The sequence below is a fragment of the Bacillus methanolicus PB1 genome, from assembly GCF_000262755.1.
In the GTDB taxonomy this organism is placed as follows: domain Bacteria; phylum Bacillota; class Bacilli; order Bacillales; family Cytobacillaceae; genus Bacillus_Z; species Bacillus_Z methanolicus.
In genome coordinates, this window is sequence record NZ_AFEU01000003.1 from 933,820 (window position 1) to 957,421 (window position 23,602).

General features: G+C 38.7%; 26 protein-coding genes and 1 pseudogene. 3 read left to right on the forward strand and 24 right to left on the reverse strand.

Annotation, left to right across the window (positions count from 1 at the left end; all coding sequences use genetic code 11):
- Nucleotides 1–174: 174 nt before the first annotated feature.
- From PB1_RS14325 to PB1_RS14335, 3 genes and pseudogenes are all read right to left on the reverse strand, one after another.
- Entirely contained in the window at nucleotides 175–2,487 is a 2,313-nt protein-coding gene (locus PB1_RS14325; protein WP_004438058.1) for a DNA internalization-related competence protein ComEC/Rec2, read from the reverse strand.
- Between the two features lie 5 nt (nucleotides 2,488–2,492).
- Nucleotides 2,493–2,951 (reverse strand): annotated as a pseudogene (locus tag PB1_RS14330) (ComE operon protein 2); the annotation flags it as partial.
- Between the two features lie 146 nt (nucleotides 2,952–3,097).
- A complete protein-coding gene (locus PB1_RS14335; RefSeq protein ID WP_004438063.1) occupies nucleotides 3,098–3,715 on the reverse strand; it encodes a helix-hairpin-helix domain-containing protein in 618 nt (205 codons plus the stop codon).
- A gap of 87 nt (nucleotides 3,716–3,802) precedes the next feature.
- On the opposite strand from PB1_RS14335, the gene comER reads away from it, so the two are divergent.
- The gene (comER, locus tag PB1_RS14340) at nucleotides 3,803–4,627 is read left to right on the forward strand and encodes a late competence protein ComER (RefSeq protein WP_004438066.1); all 825 of its coding nucleotides are present in this window, start codon (nucleotides 3,803–3,805) and stop codon (nucleotides 4,625–4,627) included.
- Between the two features lie 189 nt (nucleotides 4,628–4,816).
- Here the strand turns inward: comER and PB1_RS14345 are convergent, their stop codons facing one another.
- The 8 genes from PB1_RS14345 to PB1_RS14380 all read right to left on the reverse strand — a co-directional run bounded on the left by PB1_RS14345 (nucleotide 4,817) and on the right by PB1_RS14380 (nucleotide 9,930).
- Nucleotides 4,817–5,566 carry a class I SAM-dependent DNA methyltransferase gene (locus tag PB1_RS14345; protein ID WP_004438068.1) on the reverse strand — a complete coding sequence of 250 codons (750 nt, stop codon included), beginning with the start codon at nucleotides 5,564–5,566 and terminating at the stop codon, nucleotides 4,817–4,819.
- On the reverse strand, nucleotides 5,563–5,919 hold the full coding sequence (gene rsfS / locus PB1_RS14350) for a ribosome silencing factor (protein ID WP_004438071.1): 357 nt from the start codon (nucleotides 5,917–5,919) through the stop codon (nucleotides 5,563–5,565). Before rsfS ends, PB1_RS14345 begins: the two co-directional genes overlap by 4 nt.
- A gap of 4 nt (nucleotides 5,920–5,923) precedes the next feature.
- Nucleotides 5,924–6,490: a bis(5'-nucleosyl)-tetraphosphatase (symmetrical) YqeK gene (gene yqeK, locus PB1_RS14355; protein ID WP_004438075.1), complete on the reverse strand. Its 567-nt coding sequence runs from the start codon at nucleotides 6,488–6,490 to the stop codon at nucleotides 5,924–5,926.
- On the reverse strand, nucleotides 6,480–7,046 hold the full coding sequence (locus tag PB1_RS14360) for a nicotinate-nucleotide adenylyltransferase (protein ID WP_004438076.1): 567 nt from the start codon (nucleotides 7,044–7,046) through the stop codon (nucleotides 6,480–6,482). Before PB1_RS14360 ends, yqeK begins: the two co-directional genes overlap by 11 nt.
- A 102-nt stretch (nucleotides 7,047–7,148) precedes the next feature.
- On the reverse strand, nucleotides 7,149–7,439 hold the full coding sequence (gene yhbY / locus PB1_RS14365; RefSeq protein ID WP_004438079.1) for a ribosome assembly RNA-binding protein YhbY: 291 nt from the start codon (nucleotides 7,437–7,439) through the stop codon (nucleotides 7,149–7,151).
- A 5-nt stretch (nucleotides 7,440–7,444) separates the two neighbouring features.
- On the reverse strand, nucleotides 7,445–8,278 hold the full coding sequence (aroE, locus tag PB1_RS14370; RefSeq protein WP_004438082.1) for a shikimate dehydrogenase: 834 nt from the start codon (nucleotides 8,276–8,278) through the stop codon (nucleotides 7,445–7,447).
- Between the two features lie 26 nt (nucleotides 8,279–8,304).
- Nucleotides 8,305–9,411, reverse strand: a complete 1,107-nt coding sequence (gene yqeH, locus PB1_RS14375) for a ribosome biogenesis GTPase YqeH (protein WP_004438084.1) — start codon at nucleotides 9,409–9,411, stop codon at nucleotides 8,305–8,307.
- Between the two features lie 3 nt (nucleotides 9,412–9,414).
- A complete protein-coding gene (locus PB1_RS14380) occupies nucleotides 9,415–9,930 on the reverse strand; it encodes a YqeG family HAD IIIA-type phosphatase (RefSeq protein WP_004438085.1) in 516 nt (171 codons plus the stop codon).
- Between the two features lie 433 nt (nucleotides 9,931–10,363).
- On the opposite strand from PB1_RS14380, the gene PB1_RS14385 reads away from it, so the two are divergent.
- Nucleotides 10,364–10,504, forward strand: coding sequence for a sporulation histidine kinase inhibitor Sda (locus PB1_RS14385; RefSeq protein ID WP_004435887.1), 141 nt, complete (start codon nucleotides 10,364–10,366; stop codon nucleotides 10,502–10,504).
- 271 nt (nucleotides 10,505–10,775) lie between these two features.
- On the opposite strand, the gene PB1_RS14390 is transcribed toward PB1_RS14385, so the two are convergent.
- On the reverse strand, nucleotides 10,776–11,567 hold the full coding sequence (locus PB1_RS14390; RefSeq protein ID WP_004438086.1) for a phosphatidylserine decarboxylase: 792 nt from the start codon (nucleotides 11,565–11,567) through the stop codon (nucleotides 10,776–10,778).
- A 124-nt stretch (nucleotides 11,568–11,691) separates the two neighbouring features.
- Here PB1_RS14390 and pssA point away from each other — a divergent pair, with 124 nt between their 5' ends.
- A complete protein-coding gene (pssA, locus tag PB1_RS14395; protein WP_004438087.1) occupies nucleotides 11,692–12,231 on the forward strand; it encodes a CDP-diacylglycerol--serine O-phosphatidyltransferase in 540 nt (179 codons plus the stop codon).
- 48 nt (nucleotides 12,232–12,279) lie between these two features.
- On the opposite strand, the gene sigK is transcribed toward pssA, so the two are convergent.
- The 12 genes from sigK to PB1_RS14455 all read right to left on the reverse strand — a co-directional run bounded on the left by sigK (nucleotide 12,280) and on the right by PB1_RS14455 (nucleotide 23,598).
- Entirely contained in the window at nucleotides 12,280–12,999 is a 720-nt protein-coding gene (gene sigK, locus PB1_RS14400; RefSeq protein WP_004438088.1) for an RNA polymerase sporulation sigma factor SigK, read from the reverse strand.
- 413 nt (nucleotides 13,000–13,412) lie between these two features.
- Nucleotides 13,413–13,673, reverse strand: a complete 261-nt coding sequence (locus tag PB1_RS14405; protein WP_004438089.1) for a YrhC family protein — start codon at nucleotides 13,671–13,673, stop codon at nucleotides 13,413–13,415.
- A gap of 135 nt (nucleotides 13,674–13,808) precedes the next feature.
- The gene (locus PB1_RS14410) at nucleotides 13,809–14,945 is read right to left on the reverse strand and encodes a bifunctional cystathionine gamma-lyase/homocysteine desulfhydrase (RefSeq protein WP_004438090.1); all 1,137 of its coding nucleotides are present in this window, start codon (nucleotides 14,943–14,945) and stop codon (nucleotides 13,809–13,811) included.
- Nucleotides 14,946–15,869, reverse strand: coding sequence for a cysteine synthase A (cysK, locus tag PB1_RS14415; RefSeq protein WP_004438091.1), 924 nt, complete (start codon nucleotides 15,867–15,869; stop codon nucleotides 14,946–14,948).
- A 15-nt stretch (nucleotides 15,870–15,884) separates the two neighbouring features.
- Complete coding sequence (gene mtnN / locus PB1_RS14420) at nucleotides 15,885–16,589, reverse strand: 5'-methylthioadenosine/S-adenosylhomocysteine nucleosidase (RefSeq protein WP_004438094.1); 705 nt, start codon at nucleotides 16,587–16,589, stop codon at nucleotides 15,885–15,887.
- A gap of 15 nt (nucleotides 16,590–16,604) precedes the next feature.
- A complete protein-coding gene (locus PB1_RS14425) occupies nucleotides 16,605–17,243 on the reverse strand; it encodes a class I SAM-dependent methyltransferase (protein ID WP_004438096.1) in 639 nt (212 codons plus the stop codon).
- Nucleotides 17,244–17,474: 231 nt separating this feature from the next.
- Complete coding sequence (locus PB1_RS14430; RefSeq protein WP_004438111.1) at nucleotides 17,475–18,155, reverse strand: DUF1510 family protein; 681 nt, start codon at nucleotides 18,153–18,155, stop codon at nucleotides 17,475–17,477.
- A gap of 111 nt (nucleotides 18,156–18,266) precedes the next feature.
- Nucleotides 18,267–20,024, reverse strand: coding sequence for a peptidoglycan D,D-transpeptidase FtsI family protein (locus PB1_RS14435; protein ID WP_004438114.1), 1,758 nt, complete (start codon nucleotides 20,022–20,024; stop codon nucleotides 18,267–18,269).
- A gap of 93 nt (nucleotides 20,025–20,117) precedes the next feature.
- Entirely contained in the window at nucleotides 20,118–20,591 is a 474-nt protein-coding gene (greA, locus tag PB1_RS14440) for a transcription elongation factor GreA (RefSeq protein ID WP_274413123.1), read from the reverse strand.
- 152 nt (nucleotides 20,592–20,743) lie between these two features.
- Nucleotides 20,744–21,379, reverse strand: a complete 636-nt coding sequence (udk, locus tag PB1_RS14445) for a uridine kinase (RefSeq protein WP_004438119.1) — start codon at nucleotides 21,377–21,379, stop codon at nucleotides 20,744–20,746.
- Between the two features lie 5 nt (nucleotides 21,380–21,384).
- The gene (locus PB1_RS14450) at nucleotides 21,385–22,653 is read right to left on the reverse strand and encodes a peptidase U32 family protein (protein ID WP_004438122.1); all 1,269 of its coding nucleotides are present in this window, start codon (nucleotides 22,651–22,653) and stop codon (nucleotides 21,385–21,387) included.
- A 15-nt stretch (nucleotides 22,654–22,668) separates the two neighbouring features.
- Nucleotides 22,669–23,598: a peptidase U32 family protein gene (locus PB1_RS14455; RefSeq protein WP_004438123.1), complete on the reverse strand. Its 930-nt coding sequence runs from the start codon at nucleotides 23,596–23,598 to the stop codon at nucleotides 22,669–22,671.
- Between the last annotated feature and the right edge of the window lie 4 nt (nucleotides 23,599–23,602).

Here is a 23,602-nt window from a genome sequence, read left to right on the forward strand (position 1 = left end):
TATATAGAATGTTATTTTAGTGTTTGTCTATATGTTGTATAGGAGGGGTCTGACCCATTGCAAATGAGTCAGCCCCTTTTCATTTTTTCATTTCTTTTCACATTTGAATTCGAATTTTTGTCTACCAAGAATGGAAATGTGCAAGGGGTAAAATGGTTCAATTAATAATACATACTATGGAGAAACAACTGAAAAGGTTCCACGATTACCCCGAAATGAATACGTTACGGCGCCTTGTTGATCTGTTCGAAAAATTTTTATTTTGTGCTCCTCTAATCGATTTATGACTTCTTTGTGAGGGTGGCCAAACCTATTGTTTGCGCCTGCAGAAATTACCGCTGCTTCAGGTGTAAAATGCTTCAACAGTTGTTCCGAAGTTGACGATTTGCTGCCATGATGACCAACTTTTAAAACGTCAATCACAACATGTTTGTAGTTGTTTATCAATACTTCTTCTCCTTCTTTTTCAAGATCACCTGTAAACAGCCATTTCAACCCGCCTATTTTCGCTAGTAAAACAATTGAACCATTATTTCTGTCTAACGCTTGATCTTCAACAGGAAGGAGAATCTGAAATAAACTGTTTCCGCTTTTCCATCTATCTTTCCCTTTTGCAAACGTAACCGGAATGTTTTTTTCTTCTGCTATTCTAATGATTTTCCTTTCCAGTTCCGATTTTTCAGCAGTTAAAGGAAGCAAGATTTCTTTTACATTCATCTCTTCTAGTAATGCAGGTGCACCCCCGATATGGTCTTGGTCACCATGAGTAAGAATCAATTTATCAATCGTTGTGATTCCTTTGCTTTTTAAAAAAGGAACAACGACATCTTTTCCAACTTCAAATGCTTTTTTTCTTTCCTGCCATTTCTCTTTTTCAAACCGGACAGTTCCTCCTGTGTCAATTAAGAATGTTCCTTGACCTCGAGGCAGCCTAATAAAAATACTGTCTCCTTGCCCGACATCAATAAAAGTAACCTCTCCAATAGGTGAAAAATAGTTAATCGCCCCATTGATAATTAATGGAAAAACAAGAATCCAAATATTTCTTAAAAAAAACCCCCTTTTTTCCCAGAGATAGAAAAATAATAATACTGTTAGCATATATATCATAAGAACAATCAAATTCGGCCTGCCTAATGTTACAGTTGCATAGGGGAATTTTGACAGTTTGTCTGCAATGTCGTTTGAATAGATGACCAAAATATTGAAATAATTTAAAAGGGGTGCTGCCAGTTTCGGAGAAATGAAATGGAGTATTAGTGCCAGCAAAGAAGCCGGGGTGAAAACAAAGGAATATAAAGGTATAAAAAGGAGATTTGCAAGCAATGATATAATCGAGATTTCATAAAAATGAAATAAAACGATCGGGATTGAAGAAAGCTGGGAAATAAATGTGGTTGCAAGAAGTGCCAAAATATAGTTTTTAATGCGCGGCAATATAGAAGATGCAGAAACAATTAAGCAATAGCTGACTGTAAATGAAAGTTGAAACCCGACATCGTAAATGATAAATGGAGCTATGAAGATATAGCCCATTAAGGCAAGGCTTACTGCATCAAGCGGTGAGAGCCTGTAATTGAATGTTAATTTAAAGCTGATTAGCACCAGCATCGTCATGATGACGGCACGAATGACAGAAGGAGAAGCACCCGTTACGATACCATACACTGGCAAAATAATGAGCAGGGCATTTTGCATCCTTTCCTTTGTAATGGCGACACGCAATCCGATAAGGAAAATTATTCCTGACAATAGGCTGACCTGAAGACCTGAAATGGCCAATAGGTGCACTATGCCAATTTTTTCATATGTTTCAAGTATTTCCGGTTCATATAAATTTCTCTCGCCAAAAATTAACGCAGCAGAAACTTGTGCTGCATTGTTTGGAAAGAAATGTTGAATGTACGAAATTCCTTTTTGCCGGAGAATTCGGAGGGAAATAAGAAATGAAGATTGAGGTTTGCACGTTTGAAAATGTATGTTGTCTATCTTTAAAACCCAGTGGATTCCTTCCCGATTTAAATAGTTTCGGTAGTCAAATGCATGTTTATTTCGCGGCAGGGGAGGTTTCTCAAGCCGTCCGGCTGCCATACATTGTTTACCAAGGAGAAAACCGGGCAAGGCTTCTTTCTCAGCTTTTGACAGCACTTTATACCTTACAGCGAACTCTTCACCGGTATTTTGATCAGCCGCATATGTCCTCATCAAGTCGCCATCTACATTTAATTCCTTGTTGAAATAGATGCGAAAATTTGTTTCATCACCTGAAAAAGCAGTTTTCATGTACATGGAAGTCCCTTTTGCAGAAAGAAAGAATATGAAAAAAACCGCAAAAATCGCAGAAATTCTAGATTTTGAAAAAGATTTTCCTATAAAAAGAAATAAAACATAAACTGCAAACATGCTAATAAATAAACTTTTATTTTCCAATCCACAAAGTACCCCGAGAATTGAAGCAATGGCAAAATAAATAACTTCTCCGTTCATGTTTCTTTTTCCTGCTTATGAAAATCAATCGAGATATCTAAATTATCCACTTGTATTACGTCTACCTTTGCTTTTTCAAAAAGCTCAATTGCGTACGGATGGTTTTTATAATCCTTTGCATAATACACGGTTTTAATCCCTGACTGAATAATAGCCTTGCAGCATTGAAGACATGGAAAATGTGTAACATATATTTCCGCTCCCGCAGTAGGAACTCCAAACTTTGCACATTGAAGCAATGCATTCATTTCCGCATGAATGGTTCTCACACAGTGGTTGTCAATGACATAGCAGCCTTCGTCAATACAATGTTCCCCTCCGGCAATCGATCCATTGTAGCCTCCCGCGATAATTCTTTTATCTCTTACAATTGTTGCACCAACCGCAAGACGGGTGCATGTGCTTCTTAATGCAAGCAAATGGCTCTGAGCCATGAAATATTGGTTCCAGGAAATACGTTCCATCTAGTAATCCTCCCCTAAAAGCAAAAGTTATTTATGGACATGTACTCCATCAGTTTAATCTGAATAAGGAAAATGCGTCAATTTTGAAAAATAAGTGCAAGCACCCCGATTAACCACGGCAAGCACTGGAAATAAACAGAGCGTAACTAATTGACTGTAATCAAGTCTTTTAGTTTTTCAAAAGTCTTTTCACCAAAACCTCTTATATTTTTTATTTCTTCGATTGTTTTAAACGGACCGTTTTTTTCCCGGTATTCAATAATTGCGGCAGATTTTGAAGGTCCGATTCCCGGCAATGTTTCAAGTTCACTGGAATCTGCACTATTGATATTAACGAGAGTGCTCTCTCCGCCGGCTGTGAAGGTTGAGTTTCCCGAATAGCCTTCCGCTTCTTCACCTTTTTTTGGTATATAGATCACCATTTCATCAGCGACGCGTATTGAAAAATTTACTTTTGAAGCATCCGCATCACTCGTTAATCCTCCTGCCTTGTCAATTAAATCAATAACTCGTTCTCCCTCTTCAGCCTTATATACCCCTGGAGTTTTAACGGCACCTTTAATATCTGCCATAATGATTTTTTGAGTTGTATCTGCGGCTTCTTCCTTTTGAGGCTCCTCTAAATCTGCCATGGACCATTCCGCTTCGTCTTCCTGCGGAATCTTGCTGTTTTCTAAAGGGGCCATCCAATAAAACACACCGAAAAGAAAAGCAGCTGCCCCTAAGATTACATACATCTTATATTGTTTTAGCCATTCTTTCACTTGTAATCAATCCTTTCATAAAGTCATATTTTTAAATTTTTTTCATATTGTTATATGAGAGTCCGCTCGAGATGGAGGGATGGAACAATGAAAATTGGGATCATCGGAACTGGAAATATGGGGAGAATTTTGGCAGAAACAATGCTTGACGGAAAAGCCGTTTCTCCTTCCTCACTAATTATCACAAATAGAACTTTGTCCAAGGCGATCGAAATTAAAGCAGCATATGAAGAAATTATTGTAAAAAACAGTGCATTGGAGGTTGCAAAACAATCAGATGCAATTTTTATATGTGTGAAACCACATGATGTCTACGGGGTGCTCGAGGATATTTTGCCGGTTCTAACTCCTGACAAATGTGTGATTTCGATCACCAGCCCAATCAGTACAGAACAATTGGAGAGGGTTGTGCCTTGCTCTGTTGTAAGGGCAATACCGAGCATTACAAACAGAGCCTTGGCAGGAGTTGTTTTGTTAACCTTCGGAAAACATTGTGATGAAAAATGGAAAAAACAACTATATCATTTATTTTCAACTTTTTCAAAACCGGTGGAAATTGAGAATGAAATAACAAGGGTCGCTTCAGACATCGTAAGCTGCGGGCCAGCATTTTTCAGCTACCTTACCCGCAGATTTATTTCAGCAGCTGTAAAGGAAACCGAAATCCCGGAAGAAACAGCAGTAAAACTCGCTAGCGAAATGCTGATCGGTTTAGGAGAATTATTAAAGAAAAGACATTATTCTTTGCAAACATTACAAGAGAAAGTGTGTGTAAAAGGCGGTATTACTGGTGAAGGAATTAAGGTTTTAGAGAATGAACTGGGGGAAGTTTTTGAACACTTGTTCCAAGCGACACATATAAAATTTGAGGAGGATTTGGAAAAAATAAACCGGCAATACCCCAATCAATAATTTCGGCATAAAAGGCAAAAATCCTTCCTAAATTACAAGTTAATACAAAAAATTTAAAACGGAGCTGTTGAAAAGCGAAAAGGCTGTCTCAAACTCCATGGCATATCAGCCACCACGATAAATGAGTCTTCTAGATAAGACACCGTATAAAAAGCCTAAGGGTCAGACCCTTATGAGACAGCCTCTTTTTTATTCATTCTTTCTTGCTATAAAAAAGATTCTTTCTGCTTTGTCGTCATGCCGGCAATCATGAAAATCAGAAAAGATTTCCAACATCTCAAACCCTGCTTCTTTCAGCCAATTTTCATAATAATTAACAGAAAACGTTCTCTGGACATGAAGTTCTTCAAAGCGGTCATATTGACCGGTTTCTTCATCTAATACAAAGAAAACAAGATCATGTTCAATGCTGTTAGGATAGTTACCTTTATAGCATTGCCATATGTAGGAGATATCTTCTTGAACTACGGCAAATGTTTCATTCATAAATACTTGCATTATCTTATAGATGGAATGAACGTCAAAAAGCAATACCCCGTCTTTTTTTAGATGCTGTGCAACATTTTTGAAAGCTTTCCTGACATCTTCTTCAGTTTCCAAATAATTTAAAGAATCACAAAAAATACAAACAGCATCAAATTGGCCAAGCCCATCCAGTTCAGCCATACTTTGCTGGAAAAAGCGAATTGACTGTCCGTTTTCATCTGCTTTTGCCCGTGCTACCGTCAGCATATCTGAGGACAAATCAACTCCTGTTACACGAAATCCTGCCTTGGAAAGGCGAACAGAAAGTTCACCTGTTCCACAAGCAAGATCCAGCAGTTCTTTTCCTTCAACATTATACTTTTTTAATTTGGCAAGGACAATCTCCACCCATTTGTCGTACGGAGCATCCTTCATTAACTTGTCATATAAGTATGCAAACCTTCCGTAGCTCATTGACTTAGCTCGCTTTGAATATTCTCTATCGGAGCATCTCCCCATAGGCGTTCCAAATTGTAATAACTTCGTTCATCACGATGAAAAATATGAGCGACTATTTCACCAATGTCAACGAGGACCCATTTAGCTTCATCGAACCCTTCCATTCTTTTGACAATATAACCTGCTTCCTCTACTTTTTCCTTCATTTCACTTGCGATCGCCTGAACCTGTTTATCCGAATTCCCGTGGCAAATAATAAAATAATCAGCGACGATTGAAATTCCTTTCATATTTAAAACAATAATATCTTCTGCTTTTTTATCATCTGCCGCTTTTACTGCGGTCAATAATATTTGGCGTTCATTCATTCATTCAATCCTCCTTAACAGTTACAAGACTATTGTATGTTAGAAATGTGTCAGGATAAATTGGCTGATTTTTTTTTATTAAGAATATGATTGTATTTTGAATCGACCGGATTAACGCTTTATCCAAATTTTCTTTCGCAAGAATCCTTACTTCCTCTACCCCCGGAAAATTTCTTCCGGGTTCAATATAATCTGCAAGATAAATGATTTTATCAAGCAAGGTCATTTTAGGCCTTCCTGATGTATGGTAACGAATCGCATCAAGTATTTCATCATCGTTTACGCCCGCTTCTTTTTCAACTAAAAAGGCGCCTACGGGTGCGTGCCAAAGTTCGGTATTATAATCCAAGAGATCTTGCGGCATGCCTTGATTGATAATAATTTCCTTCATTTCATCTTTTGGACGGAATTTAGCATAATCATGAAATGCAGCTGCAAGCTCTGCCTTTTTTTTATCTGCCCCATATTGTTCAGCAAGAGCCAGCGCTGTTTCCACTACGCCTAGAGTATGCTGATATCGGTGTTCTGTCAACTGTTCCTTAACTAGCTTTAAAGCATTATCAAGATTCATATAGCTTATTCTCCTCTATATATTTTCTAACTGATTCAGGCAAATAATATCGGATAGATCTGCCTTCTTTTCTCCGTTTCCTGATCAAGCTTGATGAAATTTCTATTTCCGGAACATCCACTTTTTGAATACGGAAATGGGTTGCATCACTGTATGCGGGTCTTTTTACGCCGACAAATTCCACAAGGTGCAAAAGTTCGTTTATTTTATGCCATTTTGGCAAATATTCAATCATATCTGCTCCGATAATAAAATAAAAAGTGTAATCAGGATAGATTTCCGTTAACTGCTTCATTGTGTCATACGTATATGACGGGCCGATTCGTTCTAATTCAATTGGCTCTATTCTAAAATGCGGGTTGCCCTCGATTGCCAATTCAAGCATGTTTATGCGGTCGTCATTTCCAATCGATGATTTCTTCTTATGAGGGGGTTCTTGATTTGGCATGAACCAAACTTCATGAAGCTGCAACGATTCCAGTACTTCATTTGCAATCAGAAGATGTCCATAATGAGGCGGGTCGAATGTTCCTCCCAGAATTCCGATCTTTTTCAAAGGAGCTCCTCCTCTTTCGCTTTATCCCGATTTAACGGGCTGTATAATATCATCATTCAAGTTCATGAGAATTATGAGAACACCACTCAAGGAAGTTTCACTTTATGGCAATTGAATTTGCTTATTTTCTTTTGATTCCTTGTAAAGAATAATCGTATTTCCAATGATTTGTACAATGTCTGCGCCTGTTCCCTCTGAAAGCTGATTCGCAACCGTTTTCTTATCATCCTCGCAATTTTGCAGGACACTGATTTTCATTAATTCCCTTGCTTCAAGGGCATTGGAAACTTGTTTGATCATATTTTCATTTACTCCGCCTTTTCCTACTTGAAATATAGGATTCAGATGGTGTGCTTCAGAACGTAAAAATCTCTTTTGTTTTCCAGTTAACATTATTTTCATTTTCCTCCCAGATGTTTCAATACAATTTGTTTCATTCTTTCTATATCGGGAAAAATGCCTGTCCATTTTTCAAAAGCAAACGCTCCTTGAAAAACGAACATATCCAAGCCGTTTTGCGTCCCTGCTCCTCTTCGCTTGGCATCTCGCAAAATGACCGTTTCAAGCGGATTATAGATAATATCACTTACAAAAGCCCCAATACCCAGATTTTCAAGGGACAATGGAGAAGCATTTATGTTCGGTGACATCCCTACCGACGTAGTTTGGATGATGAGGTTATAATTGCTTAACCTATTTTCGGCTTTTTCCCTCGGATATATGTTCGATTGAACAGAAAATGGACATGCCTCTATAAGCTGTGCTGCTTTTTCGGCTGTTCGATTACAAAAATCAATATGCTTTACACCTGCATGTGCCATCGTATAATAAATTGCTTTTGCGGCTCCGCCGGCACCAATGATAAGGACTCTCGTACTGTCCAAAACGGCAAAATTTCGTTTAAGCCCTTCTAAAAAACCCCGTCCGTCTGTATTGAATCCAATCAGCCTGCCACCTTTATTAACAACCGTATTCACAGCCCCGATGGCTTCTGCAAGAGGATCAATGTCATCCAAAAAATTCATGATTTCCGTTTTATGAGGAACTGTTACATTAAATCCTGAACAGTTAATCGCTTTTAAACCTTGAACAGCTGCTTCAAGATCACCTCTTTTAACATGGAAAGGGTGATAATGGGCATCAATTCCATAAACCTTAAATAAATCATTGTGCATCACAGGAGACATCGAATGGGAAATCGGATCTCCTATAACCCCATATAATTTCTTCACAGCCTTTCCTCCCATTCAAATTTTGATTAAATAAGCGATTTTCTTAGCACAACATGTACACCTTTTGGAACATAAGCCGCTACATTCGCTCCCGGTTCGTTGACGGTTACCCAACCAAGTCCCGAAAAGACAATATCTGTTTTTCCTTCCTTAATCATAAATTCATGGCGTACAAGTTTTGGAAACGAATCTAATTGTTCTTTCCGAGGCGGAGAAAGCATTTCACCTACATGGTTGTTGTACAATTCAGAAGCGTTCTCCAATTTGGTACGATGAATCAAAAGATCGTTCGAAAGATAGCATGTAAATGACCGCCTGCCTCCTGTGAGATAATCAAAACGAGCCAAACCGCCGAAGAACAATGTTTGGCCTTCGTTTAATTGATAAACTTTTGGCTTAATCTCTTTCTTTGGGGTAATGGTTTTTAAATCACGTTTATCTACAAAATGAGCCATTTGGTGATGATTAATAATTCCGGGCGTGTCCATTAAAAATTTATCATCATCTAATGGTATTTTAATGATATCAAGTGTTGTCCCCGGAAAATGGGAAGTTGTAATAATGTCTCCTTCGCCGCTGACTTCTTTAATAATCCGATTAATAAAAGTTGATTTTCCGACGTTTGTGCAGCCGACAACATATACGTCTTTCCCTTGCCTGTAATCATCGATTGCAGCAGCCGTTTTCTTTATGAAATGTCCTTTAGCTGCACTGACAAGAAAAACTTCTTCAGGTTTTAAACCGAGCTCCCTAGCTTCTTGTTTCATCCAATGAATCAATTTATTGTGTTTTACAGATTTCGGAAGCAAATCTACTTTATTGCCAACGAGCAAGATTTTATTGCCGCCTGCAAAACGGTGCAAACCGGGAAGCCAGCTTCCATTAAAATCAAAAATGTCTACAATTTTCACAATTAATGAATCGCTTTTTCCAATCTTATTTAATATTTTAAGAAAATCATCATCAGTCAGATTGACATCCTGAATCTCATTATAATGTTTTAAGCGGAAGCAGCGCTGACAAATTACCTGGTCTTTTTCTAATGCTGATTTCGGTGAATACCCTAATTCTTGCGGATCTTCCGTTTGTATCTTTACCCCGCAGCCGATGCATAAATACTTATCGTCACTCACTAATTAATCCTCCCATGTTATCATGCCTTTTTTTCTGAGCCAGCTGAGAATTCCTCTTTCAACCTTTCTGTTAAATCGTGTTAAAAAACCGTCAGTAGATGCTATCGGAACTACTAAAATTGTATGGAAACCGTTCCGGTTGCCTCCTAATACATCAGTAAGTAATTGATCTCCAATGACGACGGTTTCTTCCTTCCTCAGCCCCATTTGCGCCAACGCTTTTTCGAAGGCCCTGCCCATCGGTTTTCGCGCCTTATAAATAAACGGGATATTTAATGGATCAGCAAACGATTTTACCCGTTTCTCATTATTATTCGAAACAATCGTCACTAAAATTTCATTTTTTCTTATATGCTCAAACCATTCAATCAGCATAGGAGTTGCAAAGGGGCGGTCCCATTCAACAAGAGTGTTGTCAAGGTCTGTAATAATTCCCTTTACCCCTTTTTCTTTTAAACTCTCTGGTGTAATTTCAAAAATACTTTTTACATGCTGATCAGGCAAAAAATGCTTTAACAAAACACTGCACCTCATTACTTTTAATCATGCTTCAATCATACCGTTATCATCATAACCAATTTAATCGGCAGTTTCAAAATGAATGTGCCAATTTCCCGTTTGTTTGTTAAAAACAAATTTTATAGGGATTTTTTCGTCAACAACCCTCAAAAAACAGGTACATGGAACTAGATAATAAATATTTTTCGACAAACTTGTATTTATTTCAACAATTGTGGATAACTTTATGCACATTTTACACATTGAATTGTATACTTTTTTCCAATTTATAAACAATTTAATCACAAGTTATCCACTACATACTGTGGATAAGAGAACGGTTGTTCTAGATGTCTTAATTTGATAGAGTAAGGATAAAACAGATAGCTTACCAATATATGTGTTTCAAATTCTTTTAGAACCTGCTATTTTAAATTGGAGGTGAATGGCTGACATGCACAGACTGTCGGACGAATTACTGATTGAATCATACTACAAAGCACTTGAATTAAACCTTAGCCAGGATTTTATTCGCCTCATTGAAAAAGAAATCAAACGGCGTTCATTGTCACACAAAATTAAAGTGTCATCATAAACAAGCCCAGTTGCGGGCTTTTTCTTTTGCTCGCCAACCGATACAAAAAACATGAATGAGTTTTAAACTCCCAACCTTAAACATGGGAATAGCTTTCATTATAAAACAAAACCAACACAATAAGGCGGTGTGAGCGAAGCAAAGCTCTAAATATTTACAAAGCTAAACATGTATCTTGCTAAAGATAAGTTGGCATTTCTATTTTTGTTAGCGTAGCTCCGCCCCTTTTCCACAGAAAACGACAGTGCAAATAATCTTATCTTGCCCCATTTCATTTACAAGCTTTCTTTAAATATCCGATCTTTTCCCCAACTTTAATATGAAATGGCGGTTTGATCGATGGCAATATTTCGACAGAGGCTTTTTCAAACAATAAAACGACCGTGGAGCCAAATGAGAAATAAGCCATTTCTTCTCCTTTTGTTAAATAATCCTTATTGTGAATGGCTTCAATCGAATTTACAAACATTGCTCCAACTTTAACCAGTGCCATCATTCCTGCATCATGCTCAATTTCCGTAACTTTACGGAAATTTTTCGATAAAGGAGCCTTCCCATATTTTAACCCAAGTGCATTTACAGGATAAGATTTGTTTCCGAGTGTCCATTGATTCGTTATTTTCCCTGTTACCGGACTGTGAATGCGATGATAATGACTCGGGCTTAAATAAAAAATCATATAAGTACCACCGACGTATTTGCTTAATGAGCCATTATTCCCCAGCATCTCAGAAATAGAGTAGATCTTTCCCTTTACTTCAATCATTTTTTCTGGGGAAATATTGCCGGCATCTTCAATTACAGCATCAACCGGGCTTACAATTGACAAATCATCCGGATCAATGTGCCGGCTCCCTTTTTTTAATTTACGGATGAAGAAATCATGCAGTGTCTGATATTCTTTCAACGCTTTTTCATTTTCTTGCAAATCAATTTGATAAACTCTTGCAAACGATGGAATGATAAAGCGGCTTGCCTTTGAGCCTGCAAATTTTTTTAGAAAATTTGATGTCCATCTTCGGTTTGTAAGCTCAATAAACAAACGATAAATTCTTGAAATCAACAAGATTACCTCCATCTTGTGTTTAAAGACTCTTTACGTACAGTCATAAAAAGCTTAAAATAAAATATTATTATATAATAGAATTACAAGGTTAGCTTCTTTCCTATATCAAGGGGTGAAAAGAATGTTTTTATCTGATGTTCTTGATCAGACAATCAAAAAAATAAAAGCACAAACAGCCAACGTTTTAACGTTAATGAATTTGGCTTTAGGCGGTTTTGCGATTATTTCAGGAATAAACGGCAACTTAAATTTAAGCTTATTGCTTATTTTTATTGCTGCTCTAGCTGACCGATTTGATGGAATGGTAGCCAGAAAGTTCAATATTGAATCTGAGCTTGGCAAGCAATTAGATTCTATGAGTGATATTATATCATTTGGAGTTGCCCCTGCACTATTATTATATAAAGGAATTTTATTTGAATATGGAGCTCCGGGAACGTTCTTTGCTGTTTTTTATATATGCTGTGGCGCATTTCGATTAGCACGCTTTAACATAAGTGAAAACAACGGATTTTTTACAGGTCTTCCAATAACGGCAGCCGGATGCCTGGCAACGGTAAGCTTCCTTGCCATCCCGTATCTTCCGCCGCAAACATACTTATTTCTTATGATTTTCCTTTCCTTGTTAATGGTTAGTCCGTTTAAACTCAGAAAGGTTTAGACCCGTTAAAAGAGGCTGACTCTTGATTTGAGTCAGCCTCTTTGCTTTCTAATTGCTGTTTTTTCGTTTTTCTTTTTCCGCACGATAAAACTCATGAAACATTTTCATTAACGCCCGCTTCTCAATCCTTGAAACATAGCTCCTCGAAATCCCGAGCTCTTTCGCTATCTCCCGCTGAGTTTTTTCTTTTTGAAGATCTAATCCGAAGCGGCCGACAATTACTTCTTTTTCCCGTTCATCTAAAACATCAATATATTCTTTTACTTTTTCAAGTTCCATATTCAATTGAATTGTATCTATTACATCTTCAGATTCTGATTTCAGGACATCAATCAGTGAAATTTCATTTCCCTCTTTATCCTGTCCAATCGGGTCATGTAATGAAACGTCCTTTTTTGTCTTTTTTAATGCGCGAAGATGCATTAATATTTCGTTCTCGATACATCTTGCAGCATATGTGGCAAGCTTTGTCCCTTTTCCTTCCGAGTAGCTCTCAATGGCTTTAATTAAACCGATTGTACCTATTGAAATAAGATCTTCTGCATCTTCACCGGTATTTTCAAATTTTTTCACAATATGAGCGACGAGCCGCAAATTGTGTTCAATCAACATATTGCGGGCAAGTGTATCACCTTCAGCCATCAACCGCAAGTATTTACGTTCTTCAGCAGCTGACAGCGGTTGAGGAAAGGCATTGTTTTTTACATACGAGACAAGGAAGACAATTTCCTTTACTAAGTAACCAAGTGCCGTTAAAATTCCGGACATTTATCCCACCCCCGCTTTATAGGATTTTCGCCTATAACTAATTCCTATGTAAAACAAAGGTTGGTCGTGTCTGTCCGAACGAAATTAATTATATATATAGATTGAATGATAAAAGAAAGCACCAACCTATTATAGTTGATGCTTTCTTTTATCATTCAATTAACCTTTTATACTCTATACTTCAGCACTAACTTCTGAAACAATTATGCAGCCAATTGTTCCAGTGATCAAAAATGCCATAACGATCATGAACATATTCTGCACCCCTCTTGAAATGTTCGAGTTCTAATTCGAATTTACCATATTTCCAAGCGATTAATCCTGAAGGGATGTGAACATTTTGTTACTATTGTCAATTCATTTATACGCTCCAATAAGATATAGAAAAAACGCCCTAAAAGTTACAGGACGTTTTACTTTTTCATAATATATTCCCGGCCTTCTTCCAATTCCATCAGCCTTGTTTGACATTGTTTTGACAAAATAAAGAACAAGACCGAACCTGCCAGGAATCCGGTTGTAGCTGCCATCTTAATATATAAATCCGCCATCACTTTTGTCGCGGATGGTATCACTGCTCCTAAATAAAAAAAAGCGCCGACTGCTAACAGAACAACTGCAAAACGTTTATAATCAACCATTTTTTCATATAACTTCTTAGCGTTTTGATTCATTTTTACATCACCTGCGCTTTAAGAAAGTCTCTCATTCTACATTAACATAATTAGAAGTTTTATAGATGATGTAAAAAATTGAACGAATGGAAACAATTGAAAAACGGACCCTTTCGAAAAGAGGCCCGTTCTCAGTTATTTATTTAATGCTTGATCTAAATCCTCAATCAAATCATACACATCTTCAAGGCCGACTGATATACGAACTAAACCGTCCGTAATCCCAAGTTCCGCACGCCGCTCCGGAGGGATGGAGGCATGTGTCATCTTCGCAGGTACAGAAATTAAACTTTCTACTGCTCCAAGACTTTCAGCCAATGTAAAATAGTTAATATTCCGAAGAAGCGCATCAGCTTTTTCCTCACTGCCGGCATCGAAGGATACCATTCCGCCGAAGCCTCCGCTTTGTTTCTTGGCTATCTCATGGTTTGGATGTGATTCAAGACCTGGATAATATACTTTTTTTACAGCCGGATGCTCCTGAAGGAATTGAACAATTCTTCTGGTAGATGCTTCGTGCTCTTCCATCCGGACTCCGAGCGTTTTGATTCCTCTCATTAACAGCCATGAATCTTGCGGCCCTAACACTCCTCCAGTAGAGTTTTGAATAAAGTGTAAGTCTTCTGCCAATTTGTCGCTGTTTACAACAACAAGTCCTGCAACAACGTCGCTGTGGCCGCCGAGGTATTTTGTTGCACTGTGAAGAACGATATCCGCTCCAAGTTTGAGCGGCTGCTGCCAGTATGGTGTTGAAAATGTATTATCAACAATCGTCAGCAAATTATGTTTTTTTGCTAATTCAGACGCGGAAGCGATATCAGTAATTTTCAGCAAAGGATTCGTCGGTGTTTCAATATAAATGGCCCTCGTATTCGGTTTGATTTCTTTTTCAATATTTTCTAGATTGCTCGTGTCGACAAATGTACTGTCAATTCCGAAACGGTTTAGAACTTTTGACATGACCCGGTATGTACCGCCGTATACATCATCGGTTAAAAGTACGTGATCTCCGCTGTTAAACAACATCATCACTGCAGTAATGGCTGCCATACCGGAACCAAACGCAAAACCTGCTTTACCGTCTTCTAAATCTTTAATAAGCTCTTCGAGTGCATGGCGAGTTGGATTTCCTGTCCGGGAGTATTCAAAGCCTTTGTGGTTTCCAATCCCTTCCTGTTTGTATGTGCTCACTTGATAAACAGGCACTGAAACAGCACCCGTTAACGGATCGCCTGAAATTCCGCCATGAATCAGTTTTGTCTTCTTGCGCACTTATATCCCTCCTTGATAAATCTTCTTACTTAAATAACGTTCGCTTCCATCAGGGAAGACAACGACAATATTCATGCCTCGCTTGGCTGTTTTTGCTTCATCCAGTCCCGCTTTCATTGCAGCTCCAGATGAACTTCCGACAAGAAGGCCTTCTTTTGCAGCCAATTCTTTCACAAGTTGAAAAGCATCTTCATCGGAAACAGTATGAATTGCATCAAAATAAGATATATCCATATATTCCGGCAAAAACTCCATGCCAATCCCTTCTGTTTTATGGGGGCCTGGTTCACCGCCATTTAAAATTGAGCCTTCAGGTTCAACAATCACGGTTTTAATCTCACAATTTTTTTCTTTTAAGTAACGTGCGGTCCCCATAAATGTCCCGCCGGTTCCCGCTCCTGCAACAAATACGTCTATTTGGCCATCCATTTGCTCCCATATTTCCGGGCCTAGAGTATGATAATATGTTTTCGGATTGGCAGGGTTGACGAATTGCTGGGGGCAATATGAGCCGGGAATTTCTTTAAGGAGCTCTTCAGCTTTTTCAATTGCGCCTTTCATACCCTCATTTGTCGGAGTATGAACAATTTTTGCTCCCAACGCTTTCATAAGCTCTTGTTTTTCAAGGCTGAATTTTTCCGGCACACAAAAAATAACGTTGATGCCTCTATTTATTGCCGCAAGAGCGAGTCCGATGCCGGTATTTCCGGCTGTCGGCTCAATTAATGTACCTCCTTCTTTTAATTTCCCGTTTTCGAATGCATCTTTAAGAAGCGCTAGTCCAAGACGGTCTTTTATACTTCCCCCAGGATTTAAAAATTCTAATTTTGCAAACAGCCTGACTCCTTCAGGAACCTGAAAGCGGGTAAGCTCCACAATCGGGGTATTTCCGATCAATTCATGTACACTTTTATAAACCTTCATTTTTCTCCCTCCGGATTAATTTTTCTTTTTTAAGGAGGTAACGATTTTCATCACGAGTGTAGCTGAATTAACTGCAGCTTTTTCCAGATATTGTTCAAATGATACATTTGATTCTTTCCCGGCAATATCAGATAAGGAACGAATCACAACAAAAGGGCAGCCGAACTGGTAAGCTACCTGGGCAATTGCCGCCGCTTCCATTTCAACTGCTTGAAGACCGGTAAATTTATTCCGAATTACTTCGACCCGTTCGGGGTCATTCATAAAAGAATCTCCGGTTGCAATTAATCCTTTTACAACTTGAATATTTTTGATTTCCTTGGCAGCAGTCTCGGCAATCTGTACTAATTCACGATTTGCTTCAAATGCAGCAGGCAATTGAGGGACCTGGCCGTATTCATAGCCGAAGGCGGTTACATCTACATCATGATGGCGCACCTCTGTTGAAATCACAATATCACCGACATTCAGCACCGGATTTAATCCCCCGGCAGATCCTGTATTAATAACATAGTCAGATTTAAATCTTTCCAAAAGAATGGAAGTGGACATTGCCGCATTCACCTTTCCAATACCGGAGCGCAATAAAACAACGTTCGCTCCATCCAATATCCCGGAAGTAAACTCGCATCCGGCAATTGTTTCAACGCTCCGGTCTTCCATCTTTTCACGCAATAAAGCTACTTCTTCTTCCATGGCTCCAATTATTGCTATTTTCATTATTTGACCTCTCTTTTAAAGTTTTTCGGCCTCCATAATCCAGACAAAACCGTTGCATTGATCAAAATTGGCTGAGAATCCGTTTTCCTCAAGCATGTTTCTTAATTTTGGAATGGTTGTATAGTATTCTCTTTGCAAATCTTCAGCAAGATTATGAAAACCTTTTGATAATGCATCCGAAATCGCTTCTTTATAAGCATCTTCCGATTCATACATTGTATCGGCAAATATTATTTTACCACCCTCATCAAGCTGGTTTCCATAGCCGGCAATCGCCTGGCGCTTTTCCTCATCTGTTAAGTGGTGAAATGCATAAGTGCTGACAATAGTATCAACAGAACAGTCTTTCGGGTAACATAGAAAATCACCGTCCATGATTTCCGCCTTATTTCCGAGTTTTCCTTTCGCAATATTTCTCATTGAAGGAGAAGGCTCAATTGCGGTAACTGTTAAGCCTTTCTCAATAAGCTTCAGGGTAAGGTTTCCTGTGCCCGCGCCAAATTCAAGTACATGGCCAAAAGCCCGCTTTGCTACTTCTCCAAGAATTTTTTCATAATGTAAAAAAACTTCTTTATATTCTTCATCATGGCCAGTCACGCTTGAATCGTAAGAATCAGCCCAATGTTCAAACAGCTCAATAAATTCTTTCCCCATTTGTTCCACGCTCCAGATGATTACTTATAATTCCTATGAGTATACTATGATTTAAAATGTAACTTGTTCTCAATGTATCATACTCAACCCTTATTTAGCAACTGCAACCTGCTGGAAAAAAGCTTTTTTTGCGTAATGCATTGGTGCCGAAGCGTTCCTTGTGAAGCCGGGCATAGAAAAAGAGAATGGGGTTTCTCCCATCCTCTTTGCAATTTTTCGTTTGCTTGATCCTTATCCATGCAATTCTTCCACCTTAATAGGCTTCCACCCTTGGCCGTCTACCCACTCAATATACACCTTGTACTTTCGTTTATCGCTTTTTGAAGATATTGTACCGACTGATTTATTAGGTCCGTTATTGCCTAAAAACCATACGGTCATATTGCTTTGATCAATTCCGGTAGCATAAGATATGGCTTGGAGCATTTCTTGCCAGTCAACTGAGCTTTCATCATAAACAGCAGCCGGATGTTCACCGGTTTGCGAGGTGCCAATCGGCTTCCAGTCAGGGTTTACGATTGTCGCCTTGACATCCGGGCTGCTGCCCCCTTCCGTTACAAAAGGTTCACTCTCTTGAGTTGAAGAATCATCGTCGGCTTCTTCATCTGAAGGATCCTCTGATTCTTTTTCATAATTTGACTCTTCCTGGCTTTCTTCTTCGAATTCTTCTTCCCCATCGTTTTCTTCACTTTCAGAACGGTTCCCTTCATTTTTAACTTGATTTGTTTCGGTTCTCTTCTCATGATTCCCTGCTGTTTTTTCATCGTTTCCTCCGAAAAAAATATTAAAGGAAACGATAACAATAAGAAGGAGTACGATTCCAATTAAACTATTTAAAATGAGATTTGTTTTGCGCCTCTTTTCCCGAATTCTTGACCGGGATGCGAAATCATTTTCATATCCGCCTTTCAAAAGTGTTCCCTCCCTTTTATAAGGTTGTCAACATTCTATCATGTCTTTAAGGAAACATGAAGAAATTTAACATAAACGTAAAAGAGAGAACAGGGTCAAAAGGATTAAGATTTAATAACCATGATCATAGTCATAAATCGCTTTTACCATATCGGCAAACAGAGGATTTACCCCTCCTGTATCTTCATACACTCCCAGATTGACAGTTACAAGTGCATATTTTGGGTTTTTATATGGAAAATACCCTGCAAACCATTTATTGTGAAGCTGTTTTCCATTTTCATAGATGGCTGTTTCAGCCGTTCCTGATTTACCGGCCACCTCATAAGGAAGGTTTTGAAACCATCTTCCGGTTCCATTCTTATTAGCAATAACTTCCCGCAATAATTTCTGAAGCTTCATCGCTGTATAAGGAGCGATTGTTTCTCCTTTCATAATTTTTTTTGGAAACTGAAGCATCGTCGTCCCATTTTTATATTCAATTTCTGTTACCACTCTAACCATTTCTTTTTTTCCACCTCTTGCAATCGTTGCCATCATGTTTGCTACAGCGAGCGGGGTGGCACGGACTTCATGCTGCCCGATCCCTGAAAGAGCAACAAAATTATCATCCTTTTTTTCTTCTTCTTCCAAAAAGACCCTCCCGGAATCTTCATCTTTCAGTTGTCTAAAATTTTCAAAGTGATAAATATCTCCTTCCCAGCCGGTCTTTCCGGTTAAGGAAAGCCGTCCTGCATAATCTTCCAAAATATTAGGATCAATGTTTTTTAATTCTTTAGCAATCGTCCCGAATGTATTATTGCAGCTTCTCGCAAAGCTTTCCGTAAAATTGAGCATTCCGTACTGGTGTTTTTCATCAGGATTACCGTTTATTTTCTTGTTGCAGTCAAACATTCTTGAAGGGTTATCAAGGTTATAATCAATTGCAGCTGCAGCAACTGCTGTTTTGAAAACAGATCCGATAATCTCTTGTTTCAGCATTCTGTTTGTGATTCCATTTTGATCATATGGATTATTTTTGTTAATGCTGGGACGAGATACCATTGCAAGGACACTGTTTGTTTCAATATCCAGTAAAACAAGTCCGCCTTTTTTTATCCCGTGTTGATCGACAAGTTTTTCAGCAATGGACTGCAATTCCTTATCAACTGTTGTTTTTATATTTACCGGGTAAAAAGGATTGGCCGGTTCGACATACTTTACATTTATGCCAAAGAGCGGAGCACCCTCTCCATCAACATGAAATACAAGCTTTGATTTTCCTTCAGGCAGCAAAAATTCATCAAAGCTTTCTTCCAACCCTGAAATGCCTATAAGTGTCCTTGGCGACAAGTCTTTATCCGGGTATCTTTTTTGCAATTCAGATGGATTTTCTCCTGTCAGCCCGAGTAATTGTTCTGCAAGTGTGTTCTTGAATTCATTTTTTCTCTCGACTGCAAATACACCCGGGATTTTTAAAGCATTAATTTCCTCCATTTGGTCGAGTGAAAGCTTCACAGGGTCCGGATCGCCAAAGATAAAAGGATCTTTAGCTGATTCCACTGCCTGTAAAAGCATATTTTTAGACACATGAAGAATACGGGCCACTTCCTCTGCGTTCCAGTTCATTTTTTTCAAAAAAGGGAACAAGACTAGGACAGGAATTTTTTCATAGTTGATCGGCTCTCCGTTTCGATCGACAAAATTCCCCCTTCCGTTGTCAATAACCATTTCCTGCGACCTTTGCTCAACACTCGCCTCCAATAAGTTTATCTTTCGTTTTGAGAAGCTTTCAGTCTGAAACAGTTGAAGTTGCATAAGCCTTCCCATTAAAAGGCCAATGGCAATCAAACATATAATAATCCAGATTTTCGCCCGCTTTCTCCACATAAAAAACACCTCGTCAAAAGTGTTGACGAGGCACCTTATTTTCAAACCTGCTAAATGGAAAACTCTTTCAAATAGCAGGCGTTTCCAATATAACTATTTTATCGAAACAATCCTTACGTTCATTTCTCCACCAGGTGTTTGAACAGTTACTTCTTCGCCGACTTTGCGGCCAAGCAAGCTTTTTGCAATCGGCGAATCATTTGAAATCTTGCCTTCAAACGGATCAGCTTCTGCGCTACCCACGATTGTATATGTTTCTTCATCGCCATCCGGAAGTTCAACAAAGGTAACAGAACGTCCTAATGTTACTGTATCGCTCTCCATTTCATCTTCTTCAATAATTTTTGCATTTCGGATCATATTTTCCAAAATTGTAATACGGCCTTCAACAAACGCCTGCTCTTCTTTCGCTGAATCATACTCTGAGTTCTCGGAAAGATCACCGAAACTGCGGGCAATCTTGATGCGTTCAACAACTTCTTTGCGTTTAACCGTTTTTAAATGCTCAAGTTCCTGTTCCAGTTTTTCTTTTCCAGCTTTCGTCATCGGGAATACCTTCTCTGTCAAACCACTCACTCCTTCTAGTATTCACACAATCCCCCATTAGATTGTGCAATCATTTTATGTAGATGTATTTGCCTTAACACAATACACAGGAGCGCGTCCTGATTAGGGCGCGCGCAGTAACTAATGTGTTTAATAATATTATTGCTATTGTTTCATAAAAATGATTTTTGTTCAAGAATTGTTTGAATTTTTGTGACCATTAAATCGATCGCCACAAAATTATGGCCGCCTTCCGGAATGATAATATCAGCATATCGCTTTGTCGGCTCAATAAATTGATTATGCATTGGCCGGACTACATTGACATATTGTTCGATTACGGAATCCAATGTCCGCCCCCGCTCTTTAATATCCCTTGTGAGCCTTCTGATAATTCTAAGGTCCGCATCTGTGTCAACAAAAAGCTTAATATCCATTAAATTGCGGAGTCGTTCGTCTTCGAGCACTAAAATACCCTCTAGAATGATCACTTCTTTCGGTTCAACGCGGATGACTTTATCAGAACGTGTATGAATCGAATAATCATAGACAGGTTTTTCGATTGGCTCAAATTTAATAAGCTTTTTTAGATGCTCAATTAACAGATCATTATCAAAAGCGAGCGGATGGTCGTAATTTGTTTTTAGCCGTTCTTCAAACGGCAAATGGCTTTGATCTTTATAATAATAATCTTGCTCAATAATTAAGATTGAGTGCCCTTTGAAGTGTTCATAAATGGATTTTGTCACACTCGTTTTTCCGGAACCGGAACCTCCGGCAACACCAATCACAACAGGTTTGCGGTTCAAGAATATTAAATCTCCTTTCGCATCATGTTGTACGGGTAAACAGGCTTATTTACTTTAAACTTTACTATTTGAAGCGGATGGCGGGCTGCATCAAGCTCATTACCGTCTTCATCCCAAATTTTATCAATTACTTGTGTAAAGTTTTCAATTTCCGATCCGAAAAATTCCACCTCTTGTCCCGGTTTAAAATGATTGCGCTGCTGCAAAGTAACCATTTGTGTCTCAGAATTATAATCCAATACAAGTCCAACAAAGTCAAACTTTGTCTTTTTGCCATGATTTCCGAACATTTGTTCTTTATACCCAGGAATTCCTTCAAAAAAGGCAGGTGCTGTATCACGGTTTGCGCATTTATCGAGTTCTTCAAGCCATTCTTTTCGGATGACAAAATTATCCGGGTCAGCGCAATAAGCATCGATCACTTTTCTGTAAACACTGGTTACTGTTGCCACATAATGAATCGATTTCATTCGGCCTTCAATTTTTAAGCTGTCAATGCCCATTTCTATCATTTTAGGGATTGATTCGATCAATTTCAAATCTTTCGGGCTCATTGCAAATGGTGCATCTTCATTGTTAAACAAAGGAACTTCATTTTCGCCTTCCAGCTTATAAAGATCATAATCCCAGCGGCATGACTGACAGCAGCCCCCACGGTTAGAATCCCGCGCTGTCATATGATTGCTCAGTGTACAGCGTCCGGAATAAGCAATGCACATTGCCCCATGAACAAATGTTTCAATTTCAATATCCACTTTATCTTTTATTTCTCGAATTTCTTCCGCACTTGTTTCACGGGCAAGTACAACACGTTCAAGCCCTTCTTCCTTCCAAAACTGCACCGCTTTCCAGTTTGACAAGGATTGCTGAGTACTCAAATGCACTTCAATTTCCGGGGCAATCCGGCGGCATGTTTCAATAATGAGCGGATCGGCAACGATAATTCCGTGGATTCCGGCTTCCTTTAACCCTGTAAAATATTCTTCAAGGCCGTCGATATTTTCATTATGGGCATAAATATTGGTAGTTACATAAATTTTTGCCCCATATTTTTTTGCAAATTCAACGCCTTCTTTCATTTCTTCAAATGTAAAATTATCGGCATTTGAGCGCAAACCGTATTCCTGTCCGCCGATAAACACAGCATCGGCGCCATAACGGACAGCAATTTTCAATTTTTCTAAATTTCCGGCCGGTGCGAGCAGCTCAGGTTTTTTCACAATCACGCGTTTTCCGTTGACAATTTGTGAAATTCGGTCTTTCACAGCTGTCATAACGCATTCCTCCCTTTAATAAACGGTTTCTTTAAAGAAAAATCCAGTGTCAAGAGGACGGTTAGCGGGTTGAATTTCTTCAATTTGGGCCAACAGGTCATCTTTCACTTCTTCATATTGATCAACGTCTTCAGCACAAAGGTCGATTGCTTTTCTGTATAATTTCGTGACTTTAATAATATAGTCTGGAGTTTTTAATATCCCGTCTATTTTAAAAGAATCAATACCTGCTTCAATCAAGTCCTGCAGTTCATCTATTATGCAAATGTCATTCGGACTCATAATATGAGTGCCGTTTTCATCTTCAAATATTGGATATTTGTTATCCCTTTCCTTATCATACAAAAACATATTCTTTTCCTGTTTGCGATTTTCGATTTCCATCACTTTGCCCTGGTATTCAAAATAATTCCCTATTAGAGAGCGCTTTGATTGAAACATCGCCGTCATGCCATGGACTTGAACTTCGATCTCAACTTCAGCATGTTCTTTTATTTCGATAATCGCATCCATGTTAATTTCCCGAGCCAATACAGCCCGTTTCGCGCCTTTTCTTCCCCAATAATTGCACGTATACCAGTTCGTTGCAGTTGTTTCCGTATTCCAATGCAGCTTCATGTCAGGGGCTGTTTCACGTACAGCCATTAATACAGCCGGATCTCCAAAAATGATGGCATCTGCACTAATTTCCTTTAAAAATTGAACATAGTCATTTAGCTCTTTCACTTTATCATTATGAAAGATCGCATTCATGGCGACATAAACTTTTTTATCCTTTGAATGAGCAAGTTGAATCGCTTTTGCCACATCGTTTCTTGAAAACTCGCCGGCAAGACGCAAGCCGTAACGCTGTTCTCCGACCACAAAAGCATCTGCACCTGCTTCAGCAAGAGGAATAATATCTTCCACGCTCGTGGGCGTCACTAATAATTCTGGCTTTTTCAATGTT